Source organism: Marinimicrobium hydrolyticum, assembly GCF_030848505.1.
Classification (GTDB): Bacteria; Pseudomonadota; Gammaproteobacteria; order Pseudomonadales; family Cellvibrionaceae; genus JAVDDU01.
In genome coordinates this window covers 25898-45746 of sequence record NZ_JAVDDU010000003.1, presented here as the reverse complement: position 1 = coordinate 45746, position 19849 = coordinate 25898, and the positions used below count along the sequence as shown (strand labels likewise).

At 55.3% G+C, this 19849-nt stretch carries 16 protein-coding genes, 1 pseudogene and 1 riboswitch; of the genes and pseudogenes, 10 read left to right on the top strand and 7 right to left on the bottom strand.

The window, feature by feature from the left end:
* Positions 1-4: 4 nt before the first annotated feature.
* Positions 5-1048, bottom strand: coding sequence for a putative urea ABC transporter substrate-binding protein (locus tag RBH33_RS06340; protein WP_306731312.1), 1044 nt, complete (start codon positions 1046-1048; stop codon positions 5-7).
* Between the two features lie 80 nt (positions 1049-1128).
* A riboswitch (guanidine-I (ykkC/yxkD leader) is annotated at positions 1129-1245 on the bottom strand.
* A 436-nt stretch (positions 1246-1681) separates the two neighbouring features.
* On the opposite strand from RBH33_RS06340, the gene RBH33_RS06335 reads away from it, so the two are divergent.
* The 4 genes from RBH33_RS06335 to RBH33_RS06320 all read left to right on the top strand — a co-directional run bounded on the left by RBH33_RS06335 (position 1682) and on the right by RBH33_RS06320 (position 7667).
* Positions 1682-4030, top strand: coding sequence for a DUF1631 family protein (locus tag RBH33_RS06335; protein ID WP_306731311.1), 2349 nt, complete (start codon positions 1682-1684; stop codon positions 4028-4030).
* Positions 4020-4370, top strand: coding sequence for a PilZ domain-containing protein (locus RBH33_RS06330; RefSeq protein ID WP_306731310.1), 351 nt, complete (start codon positions 4020-4022; stop codon positions 4368-4370). Before RBH33_RS06335 ends, RBH33_RS06330 begins: the two co-directional genes overlap by 11 nt.
* Positions 4371-4505: 135 nt before the next feature.
* Complete coding sequence (locus RBH33_RS06325) at positions 4506-6698, top strand: alpha-glucuronidase family glycosyl hydrolase (protein ID WP_306731309.1); 2193 nt, start codon at positions 4506-4508, stop codon at positions 6696-6698.
* Between the two features lie 180 nt (positions 6699-6878).
* The gene (locus RBH33_RS06320; protein ID WP_306731308.1) at positions 6879-7667 is read left to right on the top strand and encodes a DUF481 domain-containing protein; all 789 of its coding nucleotides are present in this window, start codon (positions 6879-6881) and stop codon (positions 7665-7667) included.
* A 7-nt stretch (positions 7668-7674) separates the two neighbouring features.
* On the opposite strand, the gene RBH33_RS06315 is transcribed toward RBH33_RS06320, so the two are convergent.
* Positions 7675-7986 carry a hypothetical protein gene (locus tag RBH33_RS06315; protein WP_306731307.1) on the bottom strand — a complete coding sequence of 104 codons (312 nt, stop codon included), beginning with the start codon at positions 7984-7986 and terminating at the stop codon, positions 7675-7677.
* A gap of 122 nt (positions 7987-8108) precedes the next feature.
* The gene (locus RBH33_RS06310; protein ID WP_306731306.1) at positions 8109-8369 is read right to left on the bottom strand and encodes a GNAT family N-acetyltransferase; all 261 of its coding nucleotides are present in this window, start codon (positions 8367-8369) and stop codon (positions 8109-8111) included.
* A 122-nt stretch (positions 8370-8491) separates the two neighbouring features.
* Here RBH33_RS06310 and RBH33_RS06305 point away from each other — a divergent pair, with 122 nt between their 5' ends.
* The 4 genes and pseudogenes from RBH33_RS06305 to RBH33_RS06295 all read left to right on the top strand — a co-directional run bounded on the left by RBH33_RS06305 (position 8492) and on the right by RBH33_RS06295 (position 11509).
* Complete coding sequence (locus tag RBH33_RS06305) at positions 8492-9448, top strand: HPP family protein (protein ID WP_306731305.1); 957 nt, start codon at positions 8492-8494, stop codon at positions 9446-9448.
* A gap of 168 nt (positions 9449-9616) precedes the next feature.
* A pseudogene (locus RBH33_RS17740) lies at positions 9617-9760 on the top strand (YdeI/OmpD-associated family protein); the annotation flags it as partial.
* Positions 9760-10242, top strand: coding sequence for a GNAT family N-acetyltransferase (locus RBH33_RS06300; RefSeq protein WP_306731304.1), 483 nt, complete (start codon positions 9760-9762; stop codon positions 10240-10242). The pseudogene RBH33_RS17740 and the gene RBH33_RS06300, both read left to right, overlap by 1 nt.
* A gap of 61 nt (positions 10243-10303) precedes the next feature.
* Entirely contained in the window at positions 10304-11509 is a 1206-nt protein-coding gene (locus RBH33_RS06295; protein ID WP_306731303.1) for a cation:proton antiporter, read from the top strand.
* Positions 11510-11530: 21 nt separating this feature from the next.
* On the opposite strand, the gene RBH33_RS06290 is transcribed toward RBH33_RS06295, so the two are convergent.
* From RBH33_RS06290 to RBH33_RS06280, 3 genes are all read right to left on the bottom strand, one after another.
* Positions 11531-13042, bottom strand: a complete 1512-nt coding sequence (locus tag RBH33_RS06290; protein WP_306731302.1) for a SpoVR family protein — start codon at positions 13040-13042, stop codon at positions 11531-11533.
* A 3-nt stretch (positions 13043-13045) separates the two neighbouring features.
* Positions 13046-14332, bottom strand: a complete 1287-nt coding sequence (locus RBH33_RS06285; RefSeq protein ID WP_306731301.1) for a YeaH/YhbH family protein — start codon at positions 14330-14332, stop codon at positions 13046-13048.
* An 82-nt stretch (positions 14333-14414) separates the two neighbouring features.
* Positions 14415-16337 (bottom strand): PrkA family serine protein kinase, encoded by a 1923-nt coding sequence (locus RBH33_RS06280; RefSeq protein ID WP_306731300.1) that lies wholly within the window; start codon positions 16335-16337, stop codon positions 14415-14417.
* Positions 16338-16713: 376 nt separating this feature from the next.
* Here RBH33_RS06280 and galE point away from each other — a divergent pair, with 376 nt between their 5' ends.
* Together galE and RBH33_RS06270 are read left to right on the top strand one after the other, a co-directional pair.
* The gene (galE, locus tag RBH33_RS06275; protein ID WP_306731299.1) at positions 16714-17760 is read left to right on the top strand and encodes a UDP-glucose 4-epimerase GalE; all 1047 of its coding nucleotides are present in this window, start codon (positions 16714-16716) and stop codon (positions 17758-17760) included.
* Between the two features lie 68 nt (positions 17761-17828).
* A complete protein-coding gene (locus RBH33_RS06270; protein WP_306731746.1) occupies positions 17829-18782 on the top strand; it encodes a calcium/sodium antiporter in 954 nt (317 codons plus the stop codon).
* Here the strand turns inward: RBH33_RS06270 and RBH33_RS06265 are convergent.
* Positions 18779-19735 carry a DegV family protein gene (locus RBH33_RS06265; RefSeq protein ID WP_306731298.1) on the bottom strand — a complete coding sequence of 319 codons (957 nt, stop codon included), beginning with the start codon at positions 19733-19735 and terminating at the stop codon, positions 18779-18781. The two genes, RBH33_RS06270 and RBH33_RS06265, sit on opposite strands and share 4 nt — an antisense overlap.
* Positions 19736-19849 lie beyond the last annotated feature (114 nt).

Genomic DNA, 19849 nt, shown 5'->3' with positions numbered 1-19849 from the left:
AGATCTACAGCTGGCCGTCGGCAGCCATTTGCATGAACGTGGGGTTGAAGCGGAGCTTAATATTATTGGTGTTGCCGTAAACGCCTTGGGGAGCTTCAATACCGATAAAGCGTGCGTTGGCAGCGCCTTCGCCCAGCAGGCCGTGTTCGAAGGAGAACTCCGCCACGCGCTGCATGGTTTCCAGCAAGTCTTTACTGTTGACCAGTTCGAGGGCTTCTTCTGGCTGGTAGAACATACGAGTGGCGGCCAGCTGGGCTTCATAGCCGGCTAAGTCCGTACCCGAAGCCTCACCCATGGCCGTGCGCGCCGCGATACCCACTTCACCTTCATCGCTCATCCGGCTCATGATTTCGTACCAGGCTCCCACCAGCGCTTTGCCCAGCTCGGGGTGCTGCTCCAGAACGTCGGTTTTGACCACCAGCAGATCCATGATCTCACCGGGAATCTGAGAGGAATCGAACACTTTGGTGTTGTTGGGTTGGCTAAGGATTTCGTTGAGCAGAGGATTCCAGGTGGTAACTGCTGTAACGTCGCGGGTGCCGAATGCAGCCACTAAGTCCGCGTCGGCGGTGTTGACCACTCGCACATCCCGTTCGGTCATACCCACGGTTTCAAGTCCGCGTGCGAGCAAGTAGTGGGATACGCTCAGCTCCACCAGGTTGACTCGCTGGCCGCGAATATCGCTAAGGGTTTTGTCTTCACCCTTTAGGATCACGCCGTCGTTGCCATCCGAAAAGTCACCCACAATTAAGGCGGTACTGTCTACGCCGCCTGCGGCGGGAATGGTGAGGGCGTCCATGTTGGTCATGGTGCAGGCATCGAATTGGCCAGCACTGTATTGGTTGATGGATTCGATATAGTCATTGATTTGTACAACATCGATTTCAATGCCGTACTTGTCGGCCCATTTGTCGACGATGCCCTGCTCTTCGCCATAGCCCCAGGGCATCCAGCCCACATAAATGGACCAACAAACTTTAAAGGAATCGGCGGCGGCCGCGTTGGAATACAGAACCAGGCTGAGGAGAATGATCGTTATTCGCTTCATGGTGAACCTCCAGGGGTTACATCGGTTAAAAGAGCACTCTGGCCACGTAGGTGTGCCGCTGGCATCACCGTCCGTTATGAGTCTCCCGGGCTTTTATCCCGCCGTGTAACCTCTGCCTCGTAGCGAGGCAAACCTGCAAGGTCGAAGGCTCTCGGTCCAGGCACCAGTGTGTGGTCGGAACCCTAGCCTTCCATTCTGCTTATGAGCGATTGTCTCGAATCACCAGAGTGCGGACAATAAACGTCGATTTAGGTGTAGCAATATCGATACCAATCTGTGTAGCCGCCTAGACTGGCGGTGTTAGGGGAAAATTGCCTCAGGGTGGTGCACCAATATGGTCCAAAATCGAGCATCACGCACAGATTTGGTTCATATCTGGGCTTGAGTCATGTGAATGTCAGGCAAATGGATAGGCGTCACGGAGGCAGGAGTTTATGGCACATTACGTGCCTTCTATTCGTTGGGTATCACCACCTTTTGCACATCTCATTTTAAAGTCCCTCGGCTCGACGTAGTCCGGCAAAGTGGTGTCGTCTGGCTAGTCATGACTACCGAAGAGGTGTAGCCTTGCAACTACCGCGCGATGGATATGCCCCGAGGAACGCAACGATGGCAATCACGGACAAGAATGTTATGACCAGATCCCGAGACGCAGATCAACCCGGTGCTCCACAAGCGCCTACCCCGCATCAAGTGCAACCCCTCAGCCAACAGCAAATTGCTCGCTGTTTGATGCACTGCCGGGAACTCACGGTGGACTATGCACGCCACGTCTTTCCGGGCTTTTGGCGCAGTTGGTGCGAGCTGCTGGATGACTACGCCGAGCGTGCCCGCTCCAATCGCGAGCAAACGGCCCTGTACGAAGTGCGCCGCAATCTGGCCGAGTCCCGCAAGAGCGTGGAAGAAGAGTTCAGTCAGCGCCTCAGTAATGGCTACACCAAGTTCAGAAACAAGATGCTTAACACGCTTACCGGGGAAGAGCGTTTCAGTGGTGACATGTTATCCCTGGTGGAGCATTCTGACCTGGAAGAAACCATAGCCATCACCTCTATTACCCACCGCGCAGACAGCTTGTTCGCTGGTCAACTTTGGGCCTTGCAGCAGCGCTTGGCGCTGCTTAGCGACGGGGAAAAGCCCGATGAACGCAGCAACCCCGCCAGCCCCGTACAATTTTGTGAAGCCTTGCGGCGCTCCTTGGCCTCTCTTGAGCTGGATAACAAATCCAAAATCATCGGCTACAAGACGTTTGATCGGGAGTTGATTGGACACCTTGATGAGCTTTACGAGCAAATCAATGGTTATCTGATTGATGAGGGCGTGTTGCCCAATTTGCGCTATGCCGCCGTGGTCGACGACTCCGGTCCCGTTGAGGACGTCTCTGCGGGGCAGGAGGCCGCGCCTGACGAAGGCAGCACAGAACCGCAAGCTGTGCCCCAACGGCGTGCCAGCGATCGCTTGCTTAGCGGCGTGGGCAGCTCGGCGGATAATCAGTACCAAACAGGCTTGTTCAACGCTATTCGACTGCTGCAGAGCCATATGGCGCAGTATGCGGGCGCGCCTGTGTCTGGGGCGGGAGACGTTGATGCGGAGCCCACCATTGGCGGCACACCCTATCATTCGGGTCTCCGGCAGGCTTATTCCAGCCAACAATGGGTGGATGTGTTGCAGAGCCTCCAGGTTCAGGCGCTGGACGTTTCGAGCCAGGCGGTCCAGAGCGGGGGCGAACTTATGCCGTCCTCGGTCCAGGAAGTAAGCCAGCAGATGCTGGCTCGGATTACCGCGGATGATGACGAGGGGCAGGTTGACGCGGCCGACATGGAAACCATTGATCTGGTGGGTTTGCTCTTTGAGTACATGCTCTCCGACGATAACCTACCCGATTCCGTGAAGACCCTGCTCAGCTATCTGCATACACCCTTCCTGAAAATTGCGTTTATCGACAAGGGATTCTTTGAGCAAACCGAACATCCGGCTCGGGTGCTGCTTAACAGTTTGGCGGAAGCCGGCTCGCGCTGGGTCAGCAACGACGGAACTTGCCAGTACGATATGTACGATAAGATCAAGGCCACCGTGTTCCGTATTCTGGGTGAGTTTGAAAACGATGTGCGCCTGTTTGCCGAAGTTCTGCTGGAGTTCAATGGATACACGCACAACCTGGCTCGACGACAGGAACTGATTGAAAGACGCGCCCTGGAAAAAGTGCAAGGCGAAGAAAAATTGCGTGAAGCCAAGCAAAGGGTGAACGACGAAGTCATTCAGCGTACCGATGGCCGTGAGCTGCCCTCGGCCGTGCTGCTCCTATTGCTACAGCCCTGGTCGGACTACCTCTCTTTTGTGCTTCTACGCTACGGCGATCGCTCAGAGAGCTGGACAGGCGCTCTGAATCTTATCGAAGAGCTGCTGTGGACACTGGAGCCGAAGTTGCTCGAGCACGACAAGTCCCGGCAGTTGGAGATACAGGACGACGTGCTGGCAGGGCTGGAGCGTGGTTTTGATACCATTGGCTATGAGCAAGCCAAAGGCCGTAAGCTACTTGACGCCATCCGCTCGTTGCAAAAAATGGCTCTGCAAAGCCGCAAGGCGGCTCCGGCTCCGGCCCCTATGCGCAGCAAGCTTGAATCCATGGCGGCAGAACGAGCTGGTCGAGGCGAAGGTGTGGATGAGCCCGTAACCCCCGAAGAGCAAAAAATCGTCGATACGTTAAAATTGATTGAGTTCGGCACTTGGTTTGAATACGAAGGGGGGCGGCGACTCAAAGTCTCCTGGTACAACAAGCGTACTTTGCACTACATGCTGGTGGACCAAAAGGGCCGAAAGATGGCCATGAATTCTGGTTTGCAACTGGCTCGAGACATGATCGCGGGCAAAGCCAGAGTGATCCACGGCAGCACCAAACCTTTTTTCGAGCGGGCCTTGGAAAACATCTACCAGCAACTAAACTCCCGTGTGAGCTCCAAGATCGAGGACGGTAATGATCATTAAGCAACAACGTGGCCTGGAGCGCTATGGAGTCACTGACGCCGTGGACGTTTACGACAGCTTGCGCGATGTGTACCTGGGTCGACTGGTCAACATTCACCGTCGTGGCATCATGTTGATGGGCGATCAGCGCCTGGAGGAGGACAAGCTTTATAAGCTGGACCTGCACCTACCTCAGCCACTCAATGGCCACAATACCATTCAGCTCGGGGTGGATTGCCTATGGACCCGCAATGCCGATCACAATGGCAAGCACTGGGCGGGTTTCGCCATCATTGACCTCTCGCCCCAGTCTGCCGAGGATGTGGACGCGTTAATCGCCGCTTTGGATCAACCCGCCTGATTTTTCGCGCTCACTGCGCTACCCTTTCAAGTAGCCGTTCTGGCCTTATGGTTAAATTGACTTTAATATAGGGCCTGCACTGCTTGCTTGCCGCCCGAAAGGGCGCGTATCTTTTAAAGAATAATTGGGTACCTCATGTCTAGATTCTTTGCTTTTTTACTCACTTTCGCCTTGATTTCGGGTTCCGGCCTGGCGCTGGCCGAAGACGGCTACCGTATGTGGCTGCGTTACGATCCGATTGAAAACACCAGCCTGCGCAATGATTACCGCTCGCAGCTGCGTCATCTGGTGGTGGACAGCCAATCACCCACCATTGATGCCGCTGTCAAAGAGCTGCGTATGGGCTTGGGCGGGCTGCTAGATCGGGAATTGGCTGAGCGCGACAACCTCGCTCGCCGCGGCAATCTGGTCATTGGCACTCCCGAGAGCTCAGAATTGATCGCCTCTCTGGACCTTGAAGACCGACTTGCCCAGGTGGGCCCCGAGGGGTTTATTCTGGAGGAAACCCGTATCAATCGCCGTCCGGCCACCATCGTTGCGGCACAGAGTGATGTGGGAGTTCTCTACGGGGTTTACCACCTGCTGCGTTTGCTGCAAACCGGCGAAACCATTGATGGCCTCAACGTCAGCTCCGCACCCAAAGTTCAGCATCGCATGGTCAACCATTGGGATAACTTGGATCGCTTGGTTGAGCGTGGCTACGCCGGCTTGTCCCTGTGGGACTGGGGTTCTCTGCCGAACCATCGGGACCCGCGTTACACCGACTATGCGCGTATGAATGCCTCTTTAGGGATCAACGCTACCGTCATTAATAACGTCAACGCCGACCCCCGCATTCTCAGTGACCAGTTCCTGGAGAAAGTGGCGGTACTGGCGGACACTTTCCGCCCCTACGGGATCAAGATGTACCTGTCCATCAACTTCGACTCCCCGCGCGCCTTTGGCGACTTGGATACCGCCGATCCTCTGGATCCGGGCGTGCGCCAGTGGTGGAAAGACCGAGCGGAAAAGGTTTACGAGTACATCCCCGACTTTGGCGGTTTTCTGGTGAAAGCCGATTCTGAAGGCCAGCCCGGCCCCCATGGCTACGGGCGTACTCACGCCGATGGCGCCAATATGCTGGCCGAGGCGCTGGAGCCGTTTGGCGGACTGGTTTTTTGGCGGGCCTTTGTCTATGACCCAGAGCAGGAAGATCGCTTCCGTGAGGCTTACGACGAGTTCATGCCCCTGGACGGTAAGTTCAAGGACAGCGTCATTTTGCAGATCAAAAATGGCCCCATTGATTTCCAGCCTCGCGAGCCTTTCTCGCCCTTATTTGGTGGCTTGAAAGACACCAACATCATGCTGGAGCTGCAGGTAACTCAGGAATATTTCGGTTTCTCTTACCATCTGGCGTATCAAGGACCACTGTTCGAAGAAGTACTGCAGGCGGATACCTATGCTAAGGGCGAAGGCTCTACGGTAGGCCGAATTCTTGGCAACGAAGTGTTTGAGTACAAGCACACCGGCATGGCCGGGGTCATCAACCCGGGTACGGATCGCAACTGGACCGGCCACCCGTTTGTGCAGTCCAGCTGGTACGTCTACGGTCGTATGGCTTGGGACTACGAGCTGACCTCAGAGCAAATCGCCGATGAGTGGATGCGCATGACCTTCAGTCACGACCGTCGTTTCCTGGATCCCGTGGGTGAAATTATGGAGATCTCCCGCGAGGCGGGGGTGAACTATCGCAATCCGCTGGGGCTGACGCACCTCTATGCCCAGGGCCACCACTACGGTCCCGCCCCCTGGTACGCGGAGGCGGACCGTCTGGACTGGACCGCCGCTTATTACCATCGGGCTTCTGAAACCGGCATTGGTTTTGATCGCACCGAGACAGGCTCCAACGCTGTGGAGCAATACCATGAGCCCGTGCGGGAACTCTTCGCCGACCTGGACCGTGTGCCGGAAGATTTCATGCTCTGGTTCCACCATGTGGACTGGGATCACGAGATGGAGTCTGGTCGTACCCTGTGGGAAGAGTTGGTACACAAGTACTACAAGGGCGTTGAGCAAGTGGAAGCCATGCAGCGTAAGTGGGACCAAGTGGAAGGGCTAATTGACCAGCAGCGCTTCGAGCATGTGAAGGCACTACTGGAGATCCAACTGCGTGACGCTATTCGCTGGCGCGACTCCTGCGTGCTTTACTTCTCGAGTGTTTCCGGCCGGCCCATACCGGAGCAATACCCGCAGCCAGAGCACGATCTGGAGCACTACAAAAAGCTTGAGCGCACCTTCTACGTGCCCGATCCCTGGCACCCGGCCAGCCGGAGCCGCGCTCTGAACTAATCCTCAGGGCTTCAACAAAAAGGCACCGAGGCCCCGGCCCGGTGCCTTTTTTTTGTTCCCCGTCACTGAGAAAGGTGGCGGAAAAGGGCACAATCAATACGTTAGAATGCACACGGGAAAGAGTCCTCGTCCTCTAACGGGCAGGGCTGTTGTACTTACCACTGATGCCGGAGAAAAGTCATGATCAACGTAATACGCTCATTCGCCGCAGCCGGGATGCTAATGTTGGCGCTACCTGCCGCGGCCATCGTGAATATCGAAGCGGTGCGCAACGCGGAGTTGGAGCCTGGAGTGAACGGTGAAGTCGGAATGTCTCTAAGCGCCATTCAGAGCGGTTCCGATGAGGTGAGATTGGATGCCAATGGACGCTTGGACTGGTTGCGCCCCGGGAGTCATAATTTTCTCGTGGCCCGAGGCTCCTACAGTGAAGTGAATGACGTATACCGGCGTCGGGGCATGGTGCATTTGCGTCACGTGCACGCATTGGGGTCGGACGCCATCTCCCCCTATGACGCTTTGTACAACTGGGAGGTGTTTGGTCAGAGCGCCAGAGACGACTATGCCTCTCTGCGTGAGCGCTCCCTGGTGGGCACGGGTACACGCTTGAACGGTGTGTTTGGTGAAGCGGTTGATCACGCGCTGGGCTTGGGCGTAATGTCAGAATGGCGCCAGGAAGTGGGGGATGCGGGCCGGGTTGATTCTCACGTTTGGCGCGCCAATATTTATCTGACCGCACGCGCGGAGGTGGGTGAGAACACTACTTTCGGATCCACCCTGTACTTTCAGCCCCGATTGAGCGACTGGGGCAATTTCAGTGCCATCGGTGAGTTCTTTCTGGACCACCCCTTGTCCGATCAACTGGCATTGCGCTTTGTGGCCTCACTGGTGCATTACAGTGAGCCGGCCCCTGGCGTCGATACCACGCGGCAAGAATACGGTTTTAGGGTTGTGTACCGTTTCGGCGGTTAAGCGTGTTTTATAGCCCTGCGAGCATGAGTTCGGGCGACGTCACCATGCCAAATATCGCCAGGGCGCCGGCAAGCAGGTTCACCCCTATGCAGCCGGCGCAACGGCCTTTGAGCCCCTGAATGGTACCGAAGATCGCTGCGAAGGCGCTTAGCGGCAAAAGAGCGTTGGCCAGGGTCACTGTGCCCAATACGGCAAGGACGCAGGCAATAAGGCCTGCGGCCATGCCGCCAGCCTGAATACCACTGACCCGACCACTGATTGCCGGTGTCTGGATTGCCTGTGTTTGGAGGGCGCGGTGGGATTGGAAATTGTTATGCATATTTTCCCCGACTGGCAAGATGGAATTTACGTCATCTTCCGGAGTTTGCCGCCAAGTGTCGTTCAGAATCACGTCCTTGCGTAAATTCGAACTTTCAAACCGGGGTGCATAGTAAAGGCTCGTTACCGTAAAAACTTGGCCGCGTACCAGCAACTGGCTTGCACCTCATAACCTTCGTCCTTCGCCCACTTTAGTCCATGCCGAACCAGTGCTTCAGCAATGCCTTGTCCGCGATAGGCTGCGGGCACGTAGGTATACGTGAAGTCCACGCTGCCCGGTTCAGAAGTACTCGTGAGCAGCCGGTATTCCAACACGGCGGGTTCGGAGTCTGTCGGCACGCTGAAACGCTGCTCCTTACGATGATGTTCAATGGCTATTTGCATCACGCCTCCTGGCCAGGGTCTTTCCTTATGGACCTATCGCGAAAGGGAGAGTTGCGGACGATTGCCACACCCCTCTGAAGGTACTACCATTGGCGCACTAATTTGGTGCAAGAGACAGCTTGGTGTCGAGACTTCAGCGTATGTTGGGTGAGAGCCGCGCCCTTTTGGGAATTGCGGGAAATACCACCAGTCATCGGGAAAAATGGGTTTCCTCCGTGGGTGCCTTTGTGGGCATCCTTGCGGTTTATGGCTTGTCGCTTTGGTACCTGGCAGACGTGGGCGCTCTGTTGATGTTAGCGTCCATGGGTGCCTCTGCCGTGCTGTTGTTCGCCGTACCTCACGGGGCCTTGTCGCAACCATGGGCGGTTATTGGGGGACACGTGGTTTCAGCCGGCGTGGGGGTGACCTGCCAGTTAATCATTCCTGAGCTGTTTTGGGCGTCCGCTTTAGCGGTCGGCGGCGCTGTGGCGGCCATGTACTACCTGCGCTGCATCCACCCTCCGGGTGGGGCGACCGCTCTGGCAGCCGTGATCGGCGGCCCGGATGTGTACGCCTTGGGCTATGCGTATTTAATTACACCAGTCTTGATGAATGCCCTTACCATCGTTCTGGTGGCTGTGTTGTTTAACGCGATTTTCCCCTGGCGCCGTTACCCCTTTCACTGGAGCCGTGGCAGTACTCCCCGCACGGCCCCCAGCCAATATCCCGGAGTTGCCCTCACTCAGGAGGATCTAGCGGCGGCAATGGAGCGTTTGAATTCCTATGTGGATATTACGACCGAAGAACTGACCGAACTAATGGAGCTGGCGCGTGAGCACGCTGAGCGCCAAGTTGAGCACCCGGAAACCGTGCTACCGGGAGGCTTTTACAGCAACGGTGAGCTGGGCAAACGGTGGTGTATCCGTCAGGTGATTGATGCCGAAGAAACCGGTAAATCGACGGATGGGCGAGTAATCTACAAAAATATTGCCGGTGGCGATAACTATGACACGGGTCTATGTACCCGCGAAGAGTTTCGGAATTGGGCCCGTTTTGAGGTAATCGAGCAAAACGGCCGCTGGGTAAAGAAAGGACTTTAAAAGCTGGCGTATCGCTTTACGAGGCTTCTTGACGGGGTCGTCCACGATGAGTAACTTTGTTAACGGATCAAAAATTGTTGTTGACGTGGAGGCCGGAATTCGTTGAAGCGGCGTTGGCGGCGAGTGGTTTGAGGTCAGCTTACGACGCACGCCCCCCGTACCAACGCAACGTGGATTAGTAGCGCTAAACGGCCTTCTACACAAGAGCGGCGGCTGCAACAAATGTTTGATGAACTGGCTTCGGGCGACCGTTACATGAACATGCCCTACGCAGGCGGAAGTCAAAACGGATCGACCGCCAAGGAGAAGTGATGCGACGCGCCACGGCGGAAGATCTTCCCCGTATTATTGCCATCTACAACGCAACCGATTCCGAGGGTTCAACGGTCGATACCGAACGGGCGAGTATCGAGAGTCGCCGACTGTGGTTTGAAACCCATTCCGATGTCCGTCCAATCTTTGTTCAGGAGCAAGAGGGCACCATTTCGGGCTGGCTCAGTTTTCAAGACTTTTATAGCCGACCCGCGTATAACGGCACTGCCGAGATCAGTGTGTACGTGGCCCCCGAGTATCATGGAAGGGGAGTTGGCTCGTGTTTACTCCAGGGGGCCATCGGCTGTTGCACGCGGTTACACATCCACAGTTTGGTCGCTTTCGCTCTCTCCGACAATGTCGCCAGTCTGGCGCTGTTTAAAAAATACGGTTTTTCACAGTGGGGGCTGCTGCCTGATGTGGCGGAGTTGGGCGGCCAACGACAAAGTTTAACCTTACTGGGTTTAAACGTTGCGCGTTGACGTGTTTCTTCCTTCTATCTTTTATCCAGTGTTCCTATGCGCTTCCTGGGAGTAAAAGTTCGTGAGTGCTGAGTGGTTGTCCCAGCTTCCCGTTGATGTGACGCCGGCTGCCACCAATATGGTGCTATTGGGCGCCATATTGTCCTTGAGCATCCTGGCCGATGCGGTCTCCAGCCACACACGCTTACCGCGTATCTCTCTGCTGGTGCTCATCGGAGTGGCGGTGGCCGTTGTTCAACAGTTGGTGTTGGGCATGCCTGCTGACGATCCCTTGGGCGGGTTAAGCGAGCCGCTCATTGAGCTAGCGTTGGTGATGGTGGCTTTTTTGCTGGGCAGCGAACTGACGGTTGAGCGCCTACGATCCACCGGGCCTTTGATCGGTTGGGTATCGCTGACTTCGGTGGTGGTGTGTGGAGGAACCCTCGCGTTGGGCTTGTTGCTGTTGGGCTTTCCCCTTGTGGTAGTGGTTGCCTTAGCGGCGATTTCAGTGACGACTGGGCCCGCCGTGGTGAGTGAAATGATCCACAGGCGCGGTGACGATCGGCTGCGGGCGCAAGTGTTGATGGGCTCGGTTGCTTTGTGCGACGCCTGGGGCATCATCCTTTTCGGGCTGGCCATGGCGTGGCTGGGTTGGTTGATTAACGCTGAAGGGCATACGGCTCTGATTTATTCCGGGTGGGAGTTAGGCGGAGCGCTGCTGCTTGGGGGCTTGGTAGGCGCTCCCGCCGCATGGCTAACTGGACGGCTAAAACCCGGAGAGCCCACCCAAGTAGAAGCCATCGCGCTGATGCTTTTGTTATCCGGACTGTCTTCCTGGCTGGGTGTTTCCGCTCTCTTGGCGGGTATGACGGCGGGGGTATTGGTGGTTAACCTATCTACCCACCACACGCGTTCCTTTAAGGAAATTGAACATATCGAATGGCCGTTTTTGGTGTTTTTCTTTGTACTCTCTGGCGCGGCGATAGATCTTTATGAGCTTGGCGATGCCTTGGGTTTGACCCTGGCTTATATCGTCTTGCGTTTGGTGGGGCGTTACCTGGGGGGGTGGTTGGGCGTGCGGTTAATTCAGAAACGCGGCGTCACCTTGCCACGCGATTTGGGCTTGGCGCTGACACCACAGGCCGGTGTTGCCATGGGCATGGCGTTATTGGTTGCCGACCGATTTCCCGAATACGCCACAGTGCTGTTGACCGTAATTATTGCCTCAACGGTCATATTCGAGATCATTGGCCCACTGATGGTGAACCGGGTATTGCGTCAACAATAACCCGGTTAGTTCAGAGCCCACTCACGCTTCGCCGTTGGAGGGGCAGTGAAATGCCTGCATAATCCGGCCGTCTTCCATGGAGTTCAGATGTACGTCAAAGCCCCACAAGCGGTGTAAGTGCCGAAGAACTTCCTGAGCCGACTCGTCCAGTGGTTTACGTTCGTGACGGCTATGATGCAGCGTAATGGAGCGGTCGCCGCGAATATCCACCGAATACACCTGAATGTTGGGTTCTCGGCTACCCAGGTTGTACAGTTCCGCCAGGGACTCTCGCACCGCGCGGTAGCCCTCTTCGTCGTGGATAGCGTCCACTTCAATATGGGCTTCCCGGTCGTCATCGACGATGGCGAACAGCTTCAGTTCTCGAATCACCCGCGGTGAGAGAAACTGCAAAATGAAACTCTCGTCTTTGAAGTTGCGCATGGCAAAGTGCAGCGTCTCTACCCAGTTGCTGCCGGCGATGTCCGGGAACCAGTGCCGGTCTTCATCGGTGGGCTCTTCGCAAATACGCCGAATATCCCTCATCATGGTAAAGCCCAGCGTGTAGGGATTAATGCCGCTGTAACCCGGATGGTCGAAGGGTGGTTGGTAAATAACCCCAGCGTGGGACTGCAGGAATTCCAAAATAAACCCTTCCGTGACCAAGCCCCGATCGTACATGTCATTGAGCAGTGTGTAGTGCCAGAAGGTGGCCCAACCCTCGTTCATTACCTGGGTTTGACGCTGCGGATAAAAATACTGCGCCACCTTACGTACAATGCGGACAATTTCCCGCTGCCAGGGCTCCAACAAAGGGGCGTTCTTTTCAATAAAGTAGAGCAGGTTCTCCTGAGGCTCGGGAGGATAGCGAAATGCCTCGGATAGCGCTTCGGCTTCTTGCTCTGGTGTTTTTGGGATAGTGCGCCAAAGGTCGTTCACTTGCTGTTGCAAATGCACTTCGCGCTCTTTTTGGCGGGAGCGCTCGGTTGCAGCGGAGATTGGTGATGGCCGCTTATAGCGATCCACCCCATAGTTCATTAGGGCGTGGCAGGAGTCCAGAATCTTTTCCACCGCACCCACGCCGTACCGCTCCTCGCAATCGGCGATGTAATTTTTGGCAAACAAAAAGTAATCGATAATGGATTCCGCGTCGGTCCAAGTGCGGAACAAATAGTTGCCTTTGAAGAACGAGTTATGACCATAGCAGGCGTGGGCGATCACCAGCGCTTGCATGGTCAAGGTGTTTTCTTCCATCAGGTAAGCGATGCACGGGTTTGAGTTGATCACCAGCTCATAGGCCAGACCCATCTGGCCACGCTTGTAGGCGTTTTCAATGGACACGAACTGTTTGCCGTACGACCAATGATGGTAACCCAGCGGCATGCCGGAGGCCGCATAGGCGTCCATCATTTGCTCGGAACTGATGATTTCAATCTGATTGGGATAGGTATCCAGACCGTATTCGGCCGCGATTTCCGCCACCGCCCGGTCGTACTCTTCGATTAATTCAAACGTCCATTCGGACGTGGTGGAAATGGGTTTGCGCACGCCCATAAATTAACCTGCCTGCTTGTGGGTGTCTTTATGGAACAGCTCGCGAAATACCGGATAGATATCCCGCGCGTCGGTAATTTGTTGCATGGCGAACAGCTCTGGAAAGCGGGCCTTGACCGATTGGTACTCGTTCCACAGTGCCTGGTGTTCCCGCTGGGTGATTTCAATGTACGAAAAATATTGTACCCGCGGCAATATGGATTCCGTCAGCAAGCGATGACAAATGGTGGAGTCTTCGTTCCAGTTGTCGCCGTCGGAGGCCTGGGCGCCGTAAATATTCCACTGGTCAGAAGGATAGCGGGCTTCAATGATTTCCTGCATTAAGCGCAGGGCGCTGGAAACTATGGTGCCGCCGGTTTCACGGGAGTAAAAAAATTCTTCTTCGTCCACTTCTTTGGCGCTGGTATGGTGGCGGATAAAGACCACCTCGGTGTGTTCGTAGTTGCGTTGCAGAAAAAGATACAAAAGGATAAAGAAGCGCTTGGCCATATCCTTCGTGCTCTGGGTCATAGAGCCGGAAACGTCCATCAAGCAAAACATCACCGCCTTGCTATGGGGGATAGGGTGCTTGACGTGCAAGTTGTACTTTAGATCGAAGGTGTCCAGCCAGGGCACCCGCTTAATTTTGGCACGCAGCGCGTCGATCTCCGCTTCGAGCTCGGTAATTCGATTGGGGTTGTGCAGTATATCCGTCTTAGCCTCTTCTTGAAGAAGCTCCTCCTCCAGTGCTTTCAAACGGCGACGCTTACCGGCGGTTAATGCAATGCGCCGGGCGTGCGCTGAGCGCATAGAGCGAACCACATTCATTTGCCCGGGATTGCCTTGATTGCTATAGCCGGCCCGGTGTCGGGTAAACTCGGTGCTTCCGCTAAGCTGCCGTTTGACCAGGTTTGGCAACTCCAAGTCGTCAAACATAAAGTCGAGAAATTCGGCCTGAGAGATTTGGAAGACAAAATCGTCCTGGCCCTCGCCCTGATCACTGGCTTCGCCGTCCCCACCGCCTCCGCCACCAGCGGGTGGGCGCGCAATACGATCACCGGCAATAAACTCTTTATTGCCGGGCAGAACGTTTTCTCTGTGCCCGCCTTTGCCATGCTGGAATACGGGTTCGTGCACATCCCGCGACGGAATGCTGATTTTCTCGCCTTGTTCCATATCGGTGATGGAACGCTGGGTCACGGCATCCGACACGGCCTTCTTAATGTGGTCCCGGTAGCGGTGTAGAAACCGCTGCCGGTTAACAGCACTTTTGTTTTTGGCGTTAAGACGTCGGTCGACAATGTGACTCATAAATACATACCCCTAAACAGATACTGATTCGGGCGAAAAAATCCATCAGTTCCTGCTGGCGGTACCCGCGATCCTCCGCTGGTTATTGCGACTTGCGCACCCGCAAATACCACTCGGAGAGCAGACGTACCTGCTTTTCAGTATAGCCGCGCTCAATCATGCGGGCGACAAAGTCCTGATGTTTTTTCTGATCCGCTGCCGACGCTTTGGCGTTGAAGGAAATGACCGGCAGTAGGTCTTCGGTGTTGGAAAACATCTTCTGCTCAATCACCGAACGCAGCTTCTCGTAACTGTTCCAGGCTGGGTTGCGGCCTTCGTTGTTGGCCCGGGCGCGCAGCACAAAGTTGACGATTTCGTTGCGGAAGTCTTTGGGGTTGCTGATGCCCGCCGGCTTCTCGATCTTTTCCAGTTCCTGGTTGAGAGACTCCCGATCCAGTATTTCGCCAGTATCCGGGTCGCGGTATTCCTGGTCCTGAATCCAGAAGTCAGCAAAGGTCACATAGCGGTCGAAAATGTTTTGCCCGTACTCGGTGTAGGACTCCAGATACGCTGTCTGAATCTCTTTGCCGATGAAATCCACGTAACGGGGGGCGAGATACTGTTTAATGAAACTCAAGTACCGTTCGCGCGTTTCCGCAGGGAACTGCTCCTGTTCGATTTGTTGTTCCAGAACATACAGCAGGTGTACCGGGTTGGCAGATACTTCGGTGGCGTCAAAGTTGAACACCTTGGACAAGATTTTGAAGGCAAAGCGCGTGGACAGGCCGCTCATTCCTTCATCGACGCCCGCCGAATCACGGTACTCCTGAATGGACTTGGCCTTGGGATCTGTGTCTTTCAGGCTCTCGCCGTCATAGATGCGCATTTTGGAATAGATGTTGGAATTTTCCGGTTCATTCAAGCGCGAAAGAATAATGAACTTGGCCAGCATGCGCAGAGTGTCCGGCGCGCATTGGGCTTGAGACAAGGAGCTGTTCTCCAGCAGCTTCTCGTAGATTTTCACCTCTTCGGACACTCGCAGGCAGTAGGGGACTTTAACGATATAGACCCGGTCCAGGAACGCCTCGTTGTTGCGGTTATTCTTAAACGTCTGCCACTCCGATTCGTTTGAGTGAGCGAGAATAACGCCGTCAAAGGGAATGGCACCCAAACCTTCGGTACTGTTGTAGTTACCTTCCTGAGTGGCGGTCAACAGTGGGTGCAAGACTTTAATCGGAGCCTTAAACATCTCCACGAATTCCATCAGACCCTGGTTGGCTCGGCTCAGCCCGCCGGAGAAGCTGTAGGCGTCGGGATCATTTTGTGGATAATCTTCCAGTTTTCGGATATCAACCTTGCCCACCAAAGCTGAAATATCCTGGTTGTTCTCATCACCGGGTTCCGTTTTGGAAATGGCCACCTGGTCGAGTATGGAAGGGTAGACTTTAACGACGCGAAACTGGCTAATGTCGCCTTCGTACTCATGCAGTCGTTTCACGGCCCAGGGGGACATGATGGTTTTTAAGTAGCGCTGGGGGATGCCGTAATCCTCTTCCAAAATAACGCCATCTTCGTCCGGGTTAAACAGGCCCAGGGGGGATTCAAAAATAGGTGAGCCTTTTAGGCAATAAATAGGCGTCTGTTGCATCAGCTCTTTGAGCTTTTCCGCCAGGGAGGATTTACCCCCGCCGACTGGGCCGAGCAGATACAAAATTTGTTTTTTCTCCTCCAGACCCTGAGCGGCATGCTTGAAGAAAGAGACCATTTTTTCGATACATTCCTCCATGCCGTAGAATTCGCTGAAGGCTTCGTAGCGTTTAATGATCTTGTTGGAGAAGATACGGCTCAACCTGGGGTCGCGGGAGGTATCCACTAGTTCAGGCTCCCCAATGGCCATCAGCATTCGCTCGGCCGCCGTGGCATAAGCGCTGGGGTCCGTTTTACAGAGATCCAGATATTCCTGGATGCTCATTTCCTCCTGCTGGGTGGAAATGTAACGGTCACGGTAGTGGTTGAAAATGGTCATCAATCAGTTCCTCACGCTTAACTTATTGGGCCTACGTCATACGGTAAATATTTGTCCGATTGGAGACAAGCCTGTGAGCCGCAGTGCCTATTTATAAGCATAGCTGCAAATTAATTTGTCGATACCCGTAAGCAAAAAAAAATTGCTGGTCCCGGCACTGGCCAGCTCAGGGAAGGCCCCAAGTGTGTCGCCCAAAAAAATCTGGCAACAATCAGGCCAAACTTGCCACGTCTGGCCGGCTTCAACCTTTGGACCGGAAAAAATGCGGAGTGTTGCCCTTGGCGGCAAAAAAACTGTGCGATAATGCCGCTGACGATTCAGCGGGCGGGTTTCTGGATAAACCCGCATCAATAGCCACTAACGGATTGGGAAAACTATGGTTTCAAGTACAGAGCAAGTAGTAGAGCGCGGCCAAATCCTGGTAACCGGTGGCGCCGGTTACATCGGAAGTCATGTGTGCGTGGAATTGATGGCGGCCGGTTACCAGCCGGTGGTCGTGGACAATCTGAGCAACAGCAACCCGGAAGCGCTTCGGCGTGTCGCCGAAATTAGCGGAAAGGAGCCGGTGTTTTATCGACTTGATCTGAACGACCGCGCCGGTCTTGAAGAGGTGTTCGAGAAGCACACTTTTGAAGCTGTGATGCACTTTGCAGGATTAAAAGCGGTGGGGGAGTCGAGTCAGATTCCTTTGACCTACTACCGGGAAAATGTCGGCAGCACCTTAACCCTGACGGAAGTTATGGCCAAGTTTCAGGTGTGGCGGCTGATTTTCAGCTCCTCGGCTACCGTGTACGGCGATCCGATCACTGTACCCATTGACGAAACCTTTGCGACCTCGGCCACGAATCCTTATGGGCGGAGCAAACTCATGATTGAGGAGATGCTTCGGGATGTCGCGGCCGCGCCGGACAGCCAGTGGCGGGTCAGTTTGCTGCGTTATTTCAATCCCATTGGCGCGCATGAAAGTGGCCAAATTGGGGAGGACCCGGCGGGCATACCGAACAATTTGTTGCCCTATGTTGCCCAGGTGGCCATCGGCAAGCTCCCCGAATTGAGCATCTTCGGAGACGATTACCCGACGGTGGACGGTACTGGCGTGCGCGACTACATACATGTGGTGGATTTGGCGCGCGGGCATGTCGCTTCGCTACAGGCATTGCTGGGCGCTGAGCAGGGGTGTTATACCTACAATCTCGGGACTGGTCGCGGTTACTCCGTGCTTCAGGTCGTCGAGGCTTTTGAACGGGCCAGTGGTCGGCGTGTACCCTACAAAGTGGCCCCTCGCCGGCCGGGTGATATTGCCAGTTGTTTCGCCAACGCCGACCTGGCGCGCCGCGAGCTGGGTTGGCACGCGGAGTTCAACCTGGAACGCATGGTTGAAGACGCCTGGCGCTGGCAGTCCCGAAATCCCGATGGTTATTAAATTCCTTTGCGATTAGTGAGCGTTCGAGACCACCTGCACTCTGGGACTTTGACGAAAGGGATGTGCTGATGCTGCTCCTGCTCTGGTTGTTGCTCGGCCTCGGTCTGTTAGGGATCGGTGGGGAAGCCCTGGTGCGCGGCGCCTTGGCGGCAGCGCGCCGGTTGGGCATATCGCCTCTGGTGGCGGGCCTGGTGATCGTCGGTTTTGGCACTTCAGCGCCGGAATTGGTGGTCTCCCTTGAAGCGGTGCTCAGCGACCGACCGGACGTGGCCCTGGGTAATGTGCTGGGCAGTAACATCGCGAACGTCTTACTGATCCTGGGTATCAGCGGTGTTCTGGTTCCCCTGACCATTAGCCGCGCTTCTCTGCGCCGCGATGGCCTGGCCATGTTGGGCGCCTCCCTGTTGTTTGTTCTCATTGCCCGCGACGGCGGCTTGTCCTTTCGGGACGGGCTCATGCTATTGGTGGCTTTGTTTGCGTACCTGCTCTGGGCCTATCGCACCGAGCGGGTGGCGCCGGAAGGGCCTGAAGCTGAGCTTCATCAGGCCTGGGCCGATGAGTTAATCCAAGTGCCACCCTCTTTATTGCTGATCAACCTGTGGGTAGTGGGCGGGCTGGTGTTCCTTCTGGTTGGGGCGCGAATGTTTCTCTATGGCGCCGTGGGGATGGGTGAGGCTCTGGGGGTACCGGAAGCCATTATCGGGTTAACCGTAGTGGCGGTGGGGACGTCCTTGCCCGAATTGGCAGTGGCGGTTGTTGCTGTGCTGCGCCGTCACGCGGACGTGGCGGTGGGCAATGTCCTGGGCAGTAATATCTTTAACCTGTTGGGCATTGCCGGTGTCTCCGCTATGGTTCAGCCTCTGACCATCACCGGCCGCCTAGCCACCCTGGATCAGTGGGTGATGCTCGGCGCGGCCGGGGCATTGATGGTCTTTCTGCTCAGCGGTTTACGCCTAAACCGACTGGAAGCAATTTGTCTGTTGCTGGTTTATGGGGTGTATCTGGGTGCCATGGTGCCCTAGGCCGTCACCAACTCCTTATCGGTCGCGAACGAGAGAGTGAAGGCGCGTGGGCCGACGTTGACGGTTCCGGTCATGCTCATCATGGAAAGCATGGTTTTGATGTTGTGTTGCCGGCAGTAGTCCCGGAAGGCCACCATGCGCGGATCATCCCGTATCTCGTCCAAAACCCCGCCGTAGCTCATGGCAATCACATCACTGGTCAGCCCTTGCTGGATCTGCCGGCGCGTGTGCTCGAACAGTTTCTCAACGGCCCCCCAGAAACCTTTGCCGGTATCTATTTTCTTGGTGTCGCCTTTGTGCAGCTGCACAATGGGGCGCAAGTTAAGCAGGCTGGCCAGTTTGAAATTGATCCAGGAGATATTGTTGTCGGCCTTGCGCAGATGACGACGATCCCGCATGTAGGATAAGTCATTGGGAACGATGTAGCCGTAAACCTCCTCCCGCATGGCGTCGATGGCGCGAATGGACCGGTTAATGGGCATTTGCTGTATTTTAATGCGCTTAACCAGTTCGTATACCAGAAGTGCGTGCCCGGTAAACATGCTCATACTGTCGTACAAGCGGATGCGGAAAGGCTGGCGACCCGGCTCGGCCTTTTCCATAGCCCGGAATTTGGGTTCGTTAATCATGGCCGCTTCAGAGACGCGCTTGAACAGCTCGCTCTTTTTACTATTGACGGTCACCACTTGCACTAAATCGTACTTGGGCAGCAGTCGCTGCTGGAGGATTCCGGTCATTTCGTCCACCGACAGGGGCTCCGATTGCGCCAGACCGAACTGTTGCCTGCTGTGATTCTGATAAAAATTCAGCATGCTTTTGGTGTTGCGATAGTCCATTTGCCGACCGCTGGCATGGCGGATGTAAATGGGCAGAATTTCAATATTGTGTTGTTTGATGAACTGGGCTGGGAGATCGCAGGATGAGTCCACGGCGATACACGTGCGAGCTGACATGGTATTCCCTCCACTGAAGGTCGAGCGCGCTGAACGATTCCTGTCTCGTCAGCGCGAGGGAGTCTCTGAATAAGTTCAAAGGTCCCTTGTTAGATTCGACGTCAGTATGGTGCG